The organism is Aeromicrobium sp. CFBP 8757 (assembly GCF_014841755.1).
Classification (GTDB): Bacteria; Actinomycetota; Actinomycetes; order Propionibacteriales; family Nocardioidaceae; genus Aeromicrobium.
On the sequence record NZ_JACYUM010000002.1, the window covers coordinates 368,672 to 380,280 of the forward strand.

Here is an 11,609-nt window from a genome sequence, read left to right on the forward strand (position 1 = left end):
GCGCGAAGGGCCCCACCCGCACCCGGTGGGGCCCTCGTGTCGCGCGGCGTCGACTACTTGCGAACGCGGACCGCGACGGAGGAGCTGCCGCCGTTGATCTTCGACGAGCCGGACTGGACGACCTTCAGCGTCGCCTTGCCGGCCGGCAGCTTGTTCGGCAGGCGCAGCTTGACCTTGCCCGTGCTGTTGACCTTGCCCGTCACGACCTTCTTGCCCTTGGCGTAGCCGTGGACCGTCGTGCCCTGGGCCGCGGGCCGGCCGTCGACCTGGATGACCGCGTAGACCGAGACCGTGCTGCGCACGGACGGACGGCTCGGGTGGATCCGGTAGATCGTCGCCTTGCCCTTGAACTTCTCGACCTTGACCGTCACGGTGCCCGTCGACGAGCCGCCGCGGCCGTCCGTCACGGTGTAGGTGAAGGCAGCGTTGCCCTTGAACCCGCGGGCGGGCGTGAACGTCGCGGTCGTGCCGGTCGCCGACACGGTTCCGCCCACCGGGCCGCCGACGGAGTACGTCAGCTCGTTGCCGTCGACGTCGGAGGCGGCCAGCGTGACCGTCAGCGGCGTCTCGATGCGCGTCGAGACCGTCGGGCTCGGGGTGCTGGGCGCGGTGTTCTTGAACAGGTAGGTCGTGCCGTCGAAGGCGATGCTCTTGACGGTGCTCGTGCCACCCGACGCGTCGACGCCGAAGGCGTTCACGGTGTAGTCGTCCTTGACCTGCGCGCCGATCTCGTCGATCGTCGCCGAGTCGCCGGCGGGGATGTCGCCGATCGCCGTGTCGGTGGTGAACTCGCCGGCGGTCGACGAGGGGCGCAGCGTCGCGGGGCCGCCGGCGATCGCGTCGTCCGACAGCAGCAGCACGAACGACGCCGCGGTGCCGGACGCGCGCTCGACCTGGGCGGTCGAGAGGGCGGCCAGCTTGACCGTCGACCCGGCCGGGTAGCCGTTCAGGACGCGCGACGTGCCCGCGAGCTCGAGGCCGTCGTTGGTGATCTGGTTGGTCCCGGCGGCGTCGGCCTGGTACCAGCCGAACGTCGTGGTGCCGTTCTTGGCGATCTGCGACTCGCGGACGTCGGCGATCGCGTCGGCCGCCTGGGCGGACGGGGTGAACAGCAGTGCCGAGGTGACGAGGGCGCCGATGGCGACACCCGCCCCTGCGCGGCGCGTGGTGATGAGTTGAGTCATGTGAATCCCTTGCAATCGATCCCCCCGGACCCCCCGGAGGATTGCCGGTGATCGGCGCACCCACCTCGGCTCGATCGCGAGACAGGCTGACCCCAGTGGATCACACCCGCCCCCGCAGGCCCAATCGCGTCCGGCGACCGGACCGTCAGAGCAGGTCGTGACGGACGATCGACTGCTCGCGGTCGGGGCCGACGCCGATCGTCGAGATGCGCGCGCCGGAGATCTTCTCGAGCGCCAGCACGTAGTCCTGCGCCGCCTGCGGCAGGTCGTCGAACACGCGCGCACCGGAGATGTCCTCGTGCCAGCCGGGGAACATCTCGTAGATCGGCTTGGCGTGGTGGAAGCCCGTCTGCGTCATCGGCATCTCGTCGACCCGCTCACCGTCGACGTCGTACGCGACGCACACGGGGATCTCGTCCCATCCGGTCAGGACGTCGAGCTTGGTCAGGACGAAGTCGGTGACACCGTTGATGCGGGCGGCGTAGCGCGCGATCGGCGCGTCGTACCAGCCGCAGCGGCGCGGCCGTCCGGTCGTCGTGCCGAACTCGGCACCGTTGGCGCGCAGGCGCTCGCCGTCGTCGTCGAACAGCTCGGTCGGGAAGGGGCCCTCGCCGACGCGGGTCGCGTACGCCTTGACGATGCCGATGACCCGGGTGATCTCGGTGGGAGCGATGCCCGAGCCGGTGCACGCGCCACCCGTGGTCGCCGAGGACGACGTGACGAACGGGTAGGTGCCGTGGTCGACGTCGAGCAGCGTGGCCTGGCCGGCCTCGAGCAGCACGGTCTTGCCGTCGCGCAGCGCGTCGTGCAGCAGCAGCGGCGTGTCGGCGACCATCGGACGGAGGCGGTCGACGTACGTCAGCAGCTCCTCGACGACCTCGTCGACCTCGACCGAGCGGCGGTTGTAGATCTTGCTCAGGATCTGGTTCTTGAGCTCGAGCGCGCCCTCGACCTTCTGGCGCAGGATCTTCTCGTCGAACAGGTCCTGCACGCGGATGCCGAGGCGGTTCATCTTGTCGGCGTAGGTCGGGCCGATGCCGCGTCCGGTCGTGCCGATCTTGCGGCTGCCCAGGAAGCGCTCGGCGACCTTGTCCATCGTCCGGTTGTAGTCGGCGATGACGTGCGCGTTGGCGCTGATGACGAGCTTGGACGTGTCGATGCCGCGCTCCTCGAGGCCGTCGATCTCCTCGAACAGCACCTTCAGGTCGACCACGACGCCGTTGCCGATGACCGGGACGCACCCGGGGCTCAGGATGCCGCTGGGCAGCAGGTGGAGGGCGTACTTCTGGTCGCCGATCACCACCGTGTGGCCCGCGTTGTTGCCACCGTTGAACTTCACCACGTAGTCGACGCGACTACCCAGGATGTCCGTGGCCTTGCCCTTGCCTTCGTCGCCCCACTGGGCTCCGACGATGACGACTGCGGGCATGGGATGCACCACCCTCACACATGCGACAAGCCCCGTTCTCGCGGGGCTCTTACCGGTTCACCCTAGCGGAGATCGGCGGCGCGCGGGGCTAGCCGGACTGCCGCGCCCGGTACGCGGCGACGGCGGCGCGGTTGCCGCACGCGGTGCTGCAGAAGCGTCGGGACCGGTTGCGCGACAGGTCGAGCACCAGCCCGCCGCAGTCGTCGTCGGCGCAGACGCCCAGCCGCGACATCTCGTCGGCGCGGATGACGTCGATCATCGCCATCGCGGTCTCGACGACGATGCGGGTCGCGAAGGGGCGCTCGTCCTCGACGGCGTGCAGGTGCCAGTCCATGGCGCCGTGGCGCACGAGCTGCGGCAGCGCGCCGGCCTCGCGCAGCAGCTCGTTGACGAGACCGACGGCCTCGTCGCGATCGCTCGTGAGCAGGCGCCGCAGCACGGGTCGCAGCTCGCGCAGCTCGTCGAGCTCGGCCCGGTCGCCGTCGAACCGTCCGGTGTAGCCCTGCTCGGCGATGAACTCCCCGACCTGCTCGGTCGAGACGAGGGTGTCGGGTTCCTCGGCCGAGTTCGCGAGCGCCACGGCCGCCACGAGGGCTGCTTCGGTGTCATGAGCGAAGACCATGTTGACACCTTACAGGCCACGCCCTAGTGTCACATGCCATGACCGCTGTGACCCATGACATCGAGCTCGCCGGCCCGTCCCGCACCTCGTCCGGGATCGCCTTCGCGGTCGCCGGCGCGGCGTCGTTCGCGATGTCGGGCCCGATGGCCAAGGGCCTCATCGCGGCCGGATGGTCGCCCGGGTCCGCCGTCACGGTCCGGGTGCTGCTCGCCGCTGCGATCCTCGCGGCACCGGCCGCCGTCGCCCTGCGGGGCCGATGGCACCTGCTGCGCGCCAACCTCTGGCTCGTCGCCGCGTACGGCCTGGTCGCCGTGGCGGGCGTGCAGCTGGCCTACTTCAACGCCGTCGACCACCTGCAGGTCGGCGTCGCGCTGCTGATCGAGTTCACGTGCCCCGTCGCGGTGCTGGCGTGGATGTGGTGGCGCCACCACCAGCGTCCGTCGCGTCTGACCGCGATCGGCGCGGTGCTCGCGATCGCGGGGCTCTTCCTGGTGCTCGACCTGACGTCGGGCGCCGCGATCGACCTCGTCGGGCTGGCGTGGGCCTTCGCGGCCATGATCTGCGCCGCGGTCTACTGGGTCATGTCGGCCGACGAGGACAACGGCCTGCCCGGCATCGCCCTGGCCGCCGGCGGCCTGACGTTCGGCGGGCTCGCGCTGCTGCTCGGCGGGATCGTCGGCATCATCCCGCTGGCCGCCTCGACCGCCGACGTCGAGCTCGCCGGCTCGATGTGGCCGTGGTGGGGGCCCATGCTCGTCCTCGGCGCCGTGACGGCCGGGCTCGCCTACGTCCTCAGCATCGAGGGCAGCCGCCGGCTGGGGTCGCGCCTCGGCTCGTTCGTCGGGCTGGCCGAGGCCGTGTTCGGCGTGGCGTTCGCGTGGCTGCTGCTCGCCGAGACGCCCCGGGCCGTCCAGCTGTTGGGCGGGGCGCTGATCCTGCTCGGCGTCGTCGGGGTCAAGCTGGGCGAGCCCCGGCTCGACGCCCCTGCGGCGCCTGGCACGGCCCCGTAGGGTGCGGGGGTGCCCTCTCTCCTCGCCATCGCCAACGCCGACGCCGGCAGCTCCGACGACGCCGCGGTCGACGAGGTGGTCGCGGCCCTCACGGGCGAGGCCGACGTCGAGCTCGTGCGGACGTCCAGCCCCGACGACCTCGCCGAGGCGCTCGCGAGCCGGCCGGCGCTCGACGGCGTCGTCGTGCTCGGCGGCGACGGCAGCCTGCACGCCGTCGTCCAGGCGATCCGCGACGCCGGCCGCCTCGGCGACCTGACGGTCGGGCTGGTGCCGCTCGGCACCGGCAACGACTTCGCCGCGACGCTCGGCCTGCCCGAGGAGCCCGCCGCCGCGGCGCGGGTGGTCGTCAGGGGCACCACCAAGGCCATCGACCTGGTGATCGACGGTGACGACGACGTCGTCGTCAACGCGGCGCACATCGGCATCGGTGCGGAGGCGGCCGCGGCGGCCAAGCCCTACAAGAAGGCGCTCGGCCCCGTCGGCTACGCCGTCGGTGCGGCCATCACGGGGCTGAAGGGCCTCACGACGCCGGGGGCGCGCCTGCGCGTCACGGTCGACGGCCAGACCCTGACCCGCAAGGAGCCCGTCATCCAGGTCGCGATCGGCAACGGCCGCTACGTCGGGGGCGGCGCTCCCCTGCTGCCGCGCGCCGACCCGTCCGACGGGCTGATCGACGTGTCGGTGTCGTACACCGAGTCGCCGCGACGCCGCATCGCGTACGCATTCAGCGTCCGCCGCGGCGAGCACCACCGCCGCGACGACGTCGTCTACCTGCGCGGCAGCACGATCGAGGTGCAGGGCGACGCGCTGCGGTGCACCAGCGACGGCGAGCTCACCGAGGCCTCGACGCGCCACGCGTGGCGCATCGAGCCGGGCGTCCTGATGATGTACGTCCCCTGACGCCCCACCCTCCGCGGTTCACCACGGTCCCGTGGTGAACCGCGTCCGCCCGGGGGAAGGTTCCCCCGGGCGGACGCGGTCTGCCGCGGGCAGACGGTCTCAGGCGGTGCGGGTGACGAGCTCGGCGTAGCCCTCGGGGCTCGACTCGTGCAGGAACTCGCGGCAGCGGTGTGCCTCGCCCTCGTCGCCGAGACGCTCGGACGCGTCGGCGAGCGCGGCGAGCGAGCGCAGGAACGCGCGGTTGGGCTCGTGCTCCCACGGCAGCGGACCGTGGCCCTTCCAGCCGTTGCGGCGCAGCAGGTCGAGCGAGCGGTGGTAGCCCGTGCGCACGAAGGCGTAGCCCTCGAGGTCGCGGCCCTCGGCGAGCGCGAGCTCGGCCAGCGTGACCCAGGCGAGCGCCGAGTCGGGGTGCAGCGACGCGACGGTCTGCGGGCTGTCGCCGGCGGCGAGCTCGGCGGCGCCGGGATCTTCGGGCAGGAGCGTGGCGGGCGGTTCGCCGAACAGGTTCGTCATGCCCTCATCCTGTCAGGCCCGCCCAGATTCCCAGGTTCACCCCGAGAGCTTCCGGGGTGAACCTGGGAATCTGGCGCTGGACCCAGCGAGCACCAGGGGTGAGGTGCGGGACGTGTGGGTGACGTCCGACGTCCACAGCGACGAGCACCGGGCACGGGTCTCCACAGGAGGCGCCGACGCACTTCCGGGGCCGCCGACCGAACTCGACGATCGAGGCATGGACGACCACCTCATGCGCCGGGCCCACGACCGCGGTTTCATCACCCGCCCCGAGATCCTCGACAGCGGGTACGGCGACCGCGACATCAGGGACGCCATCAGGGCCGGCGTCCTGACCCGCGTCGGGGCCGGGCTCTACGCCCCCGCGCCGGCCTACCGGGCCCTCGACGACGAGGCCAAGCTGGCCGCGCGGAGCCGCGCGGTGTTCCACCGCCACCGCGGTGCGGTGGTGCTGACCCATCAGTCGGCGGCCGCCGTCCACGGCATCGCGATGTGGGGCGCGCCGCTCGACGAGGTGCACGTGACCCGGCTCGACCGGGGGCGCGGACGTCACGAGGCGCACGTCCAGCACCACGTCGGCCACCTCGACGAGTCAGATGTCGTCGAGGTCGACGGCGTCCTCGTGTCCCGTCCCGAGCGGTGCGTCTGGGAGCTGGCGTGCGAGCAGAACCCGGAGTCCGCGCTGGTGTCGACCGATGCCGCGCTGCACCGCGGGCTCGTCACGGCCGAGTCGCTCGGCGAGACGGCCGCGCAGTTCCGGACGTGGCGCGGTTCGCGCTCGGGTCGACTCGCCCTCAGCCTGGCCGACGGACGGTCGGAGTCGCCGGGCGAGTCACGCAGCCGGTACCTCTTCTGGAAGCACGGCATCCCGCGCCCCGACCTGCAGTTCCGCGTCCGCGACGCCCATGGTCTGGTCGTGGCACGCACCGACTTCGCGTGGGAGCTCTACCGCCACCTCGCGGAGTTCGACGGCCGCATCAAGTTCGACGGCACCTTCAGCCCCGAGGGCTTCGAGACCGTCTTCGACGAGAAGCGGCGCGAGGACCTCGTGCGCGCCGAGCTGTGGGGCCTGACGCGTCTCGTCTGGGTCGACCTCGGCGAGCGCGCGGTGGAGGCCACGATGGGACGGCTGCGGGGCGACCTCGAACGGTCGCGGTCCCTCTACGCGCGGCACATCGCCTGACGTCGACGCCGGTCGTCCCACCGAGATCCGGCACGTCACCACCGTTGCACCAGGGGTGACGTGACAGATTCCCAGGTTCACCCCGATAGCTTCCGGGGTGAACCTGGGAATCCGCGACCCAGGGGTCAGAGCGAGGTGCCGGCGCTCCGCAGGGCCGTGCACGCCTCGGCCACGCGGGCGGACATGCCGGCCTCGGCGGCCTTGCCCCACGCGCGGGGGTCGTACTGCTTCTTGTTGCCGACCTCGCCGTCGACCTTCAGGACGCCGTCGTAGTTGCTGAGCATCCAGCCCGCGATCGGACGCGTGAACGCGTACTGCGTGTCGGTGTCGACGTTCATCTTGACGACGCCGTAGTCGACGGCCGCCGAGATCTCCTCGGGCAGCGAGCCCGACCCGCCGTGGAACACCAGGTCGAAGGGCGACTCCTTGCCGTACTTGCCGGCGACGGCCTCCTGCGCGGCCTTCAGGATCTCGGGCTTCAGCGTCACGTTGCCGGGCTTGTAGACGCCGTGGACGTTGCCGAAGGTCAGCGCCGTCAGGTAGCGGCCCTTCTCGCCGAGGCCCAGCGCCTCGGCCGTGGCCAGCGCGTCCTCGGGCGTCGTGTAGAGGTGCTCGCCCATGCCGCCCTCGACGCCGTCCTCCTCGCCGCCGACGATGCCGATCTCGACCTCGAGGATGATGCGGGCGGCCGCGGCGGCAGCCAGCAGCTCCTGCGCGATCTTCAGGTTCTCGTCGAGCGGCACGGCCGAGCCGTCCCACATGTGCGACTGGAAGTACGGCAGTCCGCCGGCGTCGACCCGCTCCTTCGAGGCGGCGATCAGCGGACGCACGAAGTCGTCCAGCTTGTCCTTGGGGCAGTGGTCGGTGTGCAGCGCGACGTTGACCGGGTACTTCTTGGCGACCTCCTGGGCGAAGGCGGCGAACGCGAGCGAGCCGGAGACCATGTTCTTGACGGTCGGGCCCGAGAAGTAGTCGGCGCCACCCGTCGAGACCTGGATGATGCCGTCGCTCTCGGCCTCGGCGAACCCGGCGAGGGCGGCGTTGAGGGTCTGCGACGACGAGACGTTGATCGCCGGGTAGGCGTACGACTCGCGCTTGGCCTTGTCGAGCATCTCGGCGTAGACCTCGGGTGTGGCGACGGGCATGCGAACTCCAGTGGGTAGAGGGGGCGGCCCCGCCAGTATTCCAGTTGATCCGCGTCGGGGACGGACTACCCTGCGAGCGCCTTGACGGCGGCCCGCGCCGCGACCTGGATCGGGCTCCACACCGACGAGAACGGCGGCGCGTACGCCAGGTCGAGCATCACGACGTCGTCGACGGTCATCCCCGCGACGACGGCCGTGGCCGCGACGTCGATGCGCAGCGCGGCGTCCTCGGCGCCCACGATCTGGGCGCCGAGCAGCCGCCGGGTCGACCGGTCGGCGACCATCAGCACCGTCATGCTGCCGGCCCCCGGCATGTAGCCGGCCCAGTTCGACGTCTCCTTCGACACCACGACGGGGTCGAAGCCCGCGTCGCGCGCCTGCTTCTCGCCCAGACCGGTGCGGGAGATCTCGAGCGAGCAGAACTTGGTGATCGCGGTCTGCACGACGCCCGGGAACGTCAGCCGCGGCTCCTCGCCCAGGAGGTCGGCGGCGATGTTGTCGGCCGCGACCATGCCCTGCTTGTTGGCGTGCGTGCCCAACGGCAGGTGGATCAGCTCTCCGGTGGTGCGGTCGCGCGTGACGACGCAGTCGCCGGCGGCCCAGATGTCGTCGAAGCCCTCGACCCGCTGCCGGTCGTCCACGACGATGCCGCCCTTCGCGCCGAGCGGGAGCCCTGCGGCGTCCGCGAGCGTCGAGCGCGCCGACACGCCCAGGCCGAGGATCACCAGGTCGGCCGGCAGCGTGCCGTCGTCGGTCTCGACACCCGTGACGCGACCGGCGTCGTCGAGCGCGAAGCCCTCGACGCCGACGCCGGTGCGCAGGTGGATGCCGCGCTTCTTCATGGCCTCGGCGACCTGGTCGCCCAGCTCGGCCTCGATGATCGGCATGACGGTCGGTGCCCGTTCGACGACGGTCGTGTCGAAGCCGCGCGCGACGCACGCCTCGGCCATCTCGAGCCCGATGTAGCCGCTGCCCACCACGACGACGTGCCGCGGCCGCTTCGCGAGCCCGTCGAGGATCACCTGGCCGTCGTCGAGCGACTGGACGCCGTGGATGCCGCCGCCGTCGATGCCCGGCAGGTCGGGGCGCAGGGGCTCGGCGCCCGTCGCGATCACCAGGCGGTCGTACGGCACGGGCTCGCCGTCGCGGACCGACACCGTCCGCGCCGCGGGATCGATCGCGGTCGCCTCGACGCCGAGGCGGACGTCGATGCCGTTCTCGCGGTGCTTCTCCGGCGATCGCGCGACGAGGTCGTCGGCCGAGTCGACGTCGCCGGCGACCCAGTAGGGGATGCCGCAGGCCGAGTACGACGTCCAGGTGCCGCGCTCGAGGACGATGACCTCGTCGTCGTCCCCCAGACGCTTCCGGACGCCCGACGCGACGGACATGCCGGCCGCGTCCCCACCGATGACGACCACGCGAGAGCTCATGCGTCGAGCCTAGGGGCACCCCACGAGTGGCGCAGGATGGTCGGCTGCCGCACCGCGGCCCGCCAGCCCTGCGCCGCTCGCGGGTCAGGGGGTGGCGTGCTGACGGATCCAGGCGTGCATCGCGATCGCGGCGGCGGCGCCGGCGTTGATCGACCGCGTCGACCCGAACTGCGCGATCGACAGGGTCTGCTCGCTGGCCTCCCGCGCCTCGGCCGACAGCCCCGGGCCCTCCTGGCCGAACAGCAGGACGCACGCCGCGGGCAGCGTCGCCGACTCGATCGGCACCGACCCCTCGACGTTGTCGATGCCCAGCACCGGCAGAGCCTCGCCCGCGGCCCACCGCGCGAAGACGTCGACCGACTCGTGGTGCCGCACGTGCTGGTACCGGTCGGTCACCATGGCGCCGCGACGGTTCCAGCGCCGGCGGCCCACGATGTGCACCTCGGCCACCGCGAAGGCGTTGGCCGTGCGCACGATCGAGCCGATGTTGAAGTCGTGCTGCCAGTTCTCGATCGCGACGTGCAGGGGGTGCCGGCGGCGGTCGAGGTCGGCGACGATCGCCTCGAGCGTCCAGTAGCGGTAGCCGTCGACGACGTTGCGCCGGTCGCCGTCGGCCAGCAGCTCGGGGTCGTAGTGGTCGCCGACGGGCCACTCCCCCGGCCACGGCCCGACGCCCACCGGCTCCGTGGGCCCGGTCGGCTCGCTCATGCGGAGACGCCGAACTCCTCGCGGTAGGCCCGCACGGATCCGAGGTGCTCGGCGTGCCGTCCGGTCTGCTCGACGAACTCGATGATCTGGTCGAACGTGATGATCGAGACGACCGGCACGTCGAAGTCGCGCGCGACCTCCTGGATCGCCGACAGCTCGCTGCCCGCCCCCCGCTCCTGCCGGTCGACCGCGACGACGATGCCCGCCAGGGTGGCGCCCGCGGCAGACACGATCTGCTCGACCTCGCGGATCGCGGTGCCGGCCGTGATGACGTCGTCGACGACCAGCGTGCGGCCCTGCAGCGGGGAGCCGACGATCGACCCGCCCTCGCCGTGGTCCTTGGCCTCCTTGCGGTTGAAGCACCACGGCACGTCGAGGTCGTGGTGCGCCGACAGCTGCACCGCCGCCGCGGACGCGATCGGGATGCCCTTGTAGGCCGGGCCCATCAGGACGTCGAACGCCAGACCGCTCTCGACGATGGCGTCGGCGTAGAACCGACCGAGGTCCGCGAGCCGGGCGCCCGTGTTGAACAGGCCCGCGTTGAAGAAGTACGGCGACGTGCGCCCCGACTTGAGGGTGAACTCGCCGAAGCGGAGCACCTCGAGATCGAGGGCGAGCTCGATGAAGTCGCGCTGGTAGTCGTGCATGGGCACCACCCTAGGCCCCGGTGCGGACGGTCAGAGGGCCGTCACGATCTTGCCGGTGCGCTTGTCCTCGGTGGAGACCAGGTCGCCGATCACGACGCTGCGGTTGCGGGTGTGGAACAGCTCGGAGCACGTCAGCATCGTGATGACCGCCTCGGTCGGACGCTCGCCGGCCGCGTCGGGGTCGGGCACGCGCTGCAGCGGCCAGCCGACCGAGAAGTCGACCGTGATGGACGTGCCGGAGTTGCGCAGCTTGTACGTGAAGATCCTGCGGCGCGTCTCGACGACGACCTCGTCGCCCTTCTTGAGCTGGGGGAACTTGGCGAACGGCTCGCCGTGCGTGACGCGATGGGCCGCGATCGCGAAGTTGCCGATCTCGCCCGGGTCGGCGCTCTTGGGGTCCCAGCCGACGCCCGAGGCCAGGGCCTTGTCGCCGAAGCCCTTGACGATCGGCTGCTCGTAGTCGCGGCCGAACCGCTCGACGCGCAGCAGTCCGACGTCGTCGCCGTCCACGCCGTTGTCCCAGCTGCTCGAGATCGCCTGCTTGACCTCGGCCTGCTTCTGCTTGGCGATGACGTTGGTGCCGTAGTACTGCCACGCGCAGAACAGCAGGAAGCCGATGCCGGCCAGGATCATCGCGATGCCCAGCAGCAGGACGATCCGTCGCACGGGCCCCGGACGGGACGGTCGCGGTGGCCCGGTGGGCGCGATCGTGGCGGTCATGGGTTGGATTCTCCCATCCGGGGCGCCGCCGTGCCCGGCCGTCGAGAATTTCTCGGAGATTTTCCGGATTCGCCTGCGCGGCTTGCGCGGGCCCTCTATCGTTGGAGGTGCAGGGTCG

At 71.7% G+C, this 11,609-nt stretch carries 12 protein-coding genes; 3 read left to right on the top strand and 9 right to left on the bottom strand.

Annotated features, from left to right (window positions below):
* Window positions 1-53: 53 nt before the first annotated feature.
* The 3 genes from IFT73_RS08725 to IFT73_RS08735 all read right to left on the bottom strand — a co-directional run bounded on the left by IFT73_RS08725 (window position 54) and on the right by IFT73_RS08735 (window position 3,235).
* Window positions 54-1,184, bottom strand: a complete 1,131-nt coding sequence (locus IFT73_RS08725) for an Ig-like domain-containing protein (RefSeq protein ID WP_192167292.1) — start codon at window positions 1,182-1,184, stop codon at window positions 54-56.
* A gap of 145 nt (window positions 1,185-1,329) precedes the next feature.
* Window positions 1,330-2,613, bottom strand: a complete 1,284-nt coding sequence (locus IFT73_RS08730) for an adenylosuccinate synthase (protein WP_192167293.1) — start codon at window positions 2,611-2,613, stop codon at window positions 1,330-1,332.
* A gap of 88 nt (window positions 2,614-2,701) precedes the next feature.
* Complete coding sequence (locus tag IFT73_RS08735) at window positions 2,702-3,235, bottom strand: CGNR zinc finger domain-containing protein (protein ID WP_192167294.1); 534 nt, start codon at window positions 3,233-3,235, stop codon at window positions 2,702-2,704.
* Between the two features lie 38 nt (window positions 3,236-3,273).
* Between IFT73_RS08735 and IFT73_RS08740 the strand changes: the two genes are divergently transcribed.
* Together IFT73_RS08740 and IFT73_RS19575 are read left to right on the top strand one after the other, a co-directional pair.
* Window positions 3,274-4,245 (top strand): DMT family transporter, encoded by a 972-nt coding sequence (locus tag IFT73_RS08740; protein ID WP_192167295.1) that lies wholly within the window; start codon window positions 3,274-3,276, stop codon window positions 4,243-4,245.
* Window positions 4,246-4,254: 9 nt separating this feature from the next.
* Complete coding sequence (locus IFT73_RS19575; protein ID WP_192167296.1) at window positions 4,255-5,145, top strand: YegS/Rv2252/BmrU family lipid kinase; 891 nt, start codon at window positions 4,255-4,257, stop codon at window positions 5,143-5,145.
* Window positions 5,146-5,244: 99 nt separating this feature from the next.
* On the opposite strand, the gene IFT73_RS08750 is transcribed toward IFT73_RS19575, so the two are convergent.
* Entirely contained in the window at window positions 5,245-5,658 is a 414-nt protein-coding gene (locus IFT73_RS08750) for a DUF3151 domain-containing protein (protein ID WP_192167297.1), read from the bottom strand.
* 217 nt (window positions 5,659-5,875) lie between these two features.
* Between IFT73_RS08750 and IFT73_RS08755 the strand changes: the two genes are divergently transcribed.
* Window positions 5,876-6,841, top strand: a complete 966-nt coding sequence (locus IFT73_RS08755) for a type IV toxin-antitoxin system AbiEi family antitoxin domain-containing protein (protein WP_192167298.1) — start codon at window positions 5,876-5,878, stop codon at window positions 6,839-6,841.
* A gap of 125 nt (window positions 6,842-6,966) precedes the next feature.
* Here IFT73_RS08755 and fbaA read toward each other — a convergent pair whose 3' ends face one another.
* The 5 genes from fbaA to IFT73_RS08780 form a co-directional block, all read right to left on the bottom strand.
* Complete coding sequence (gene fbaA / locus IFT73_RS08760) at window positions 6,967-7,986, bottom strand: class II fructose-bisphosphate aldolase (protein ID WP_192167299.1); 1,020 nt, start codon at window positions 7,984-7,986, stop codon at window positions 6,967-6,969.
* 65 nt (window positions 7,987-8,051) lie between these two features.
* Window positions 8,052-9,416 carry an FAD-dependent oxidoreductase gene (locus IFT73_RS08765; RefSeq protein WP_192167300.1) on the bottom strand — a complete coding sequence of 455 codons (1,365 nt, stop codon included), beginning with the start codon at window positions 9,414-9,416 and terminating at the stop codon, window positions 8,052-8,054.
* A gap of 84 nt (window positions 9,417-9,500) precedes the next feature.
* Window positions 9,501-10,124 carry a TrmH family RNA methyltransferase gene (locus tag IFT73_RS08770; protein ID WP_192167301.1) on the bottom strand — a complete coding sequence of 208 codons (624 nt, stop codon included), beginning with the start codon at window positions 10,122-10,124 and terminating at the stop codon, window positions 9,501-9,503.
* Window positions 10,121-10,771, bottom strand: a complete 651-nt coding sequence (gene pyrE, locus IFT73_RS08775) for an orotate phosphoribosyltransferase (RefSeq protein WP_192167302.1) — start codon at window positions 10,769-10,771, stop codon at window positions 10,121-10,123. Before pyrE ends, IFT73_RS08770 begins: the two co-directional genes overlap by 4 nt.
* Before the next feature lie 30 nt (window positions 10,772-10,801).
* Window positions 10,802-11,491 (bottom strand): sortase domain-bontaining protein, encoded by a 690-nt coding sequence (locus IFT73_RS08780; RefSeq protein ID WP_192167303.1) that lies wholly within the window; start codon window positions 11,489-11,491, stop codon window positions 10,802-10,804.
* Window positions 11,492-11,609 lie beyond the last annotated feature (118 nt).